The organism is Sphingomonas sp. 10B4, from assembly GCF_035019905.1.
Lineage (GTDB): Bacteria > Pseudomonadota > Alphaproteobacteria > Sphingomonadales > Sphingomonadaceae > Sphingomonas > Sphingomonas glacialis.
Genome location: NZ_JASJVC010000501.1, coordinates 1 through 245, shown reverse-complemented (window position 1 = coordinate 245; position 245 = coordinate 1). Strand labels below are relative to the sequence as shown.

The 245-nt window shown below is 54.3% G+C and carries 1 protein-coding gene; it reads right to left on the bottom strand.

Annotated features, from left to right (window positions below):
- A partial coding sequence (locus QN347_RS20645) for a M48 family metalloprotease (RefSeq protein WP_323494525.1) occupies positions 1-185 on the bottom strand: 185 nt, incomplete at its 3' end.
- Positions 186-245: the final 60 nt, after the last annotated feature.

Genomic DNA, 245 nt, shown 5'->3' with positions numbered 1-245 from the left:
CCGTTAGCAATATGGGCGATTTCATGGCCGAGTACGGCTTCCACTTCTTCCTTGGTCATGCTCTCAAGCAAACCCGTCGAAACGGCAACCAAGGCGGAATTTTTAAAGGCACCGGTGGCAAAGGCATTGGCCTCACCATCGTAGACCGCAACTTCGGGCATTTGTATACCGGCGCGTTCAGACAAGTTGCGCACGGTATTGACTAGCCACAATTCCGTTGAGGAGCTCGGCGCGCTGATTACGCG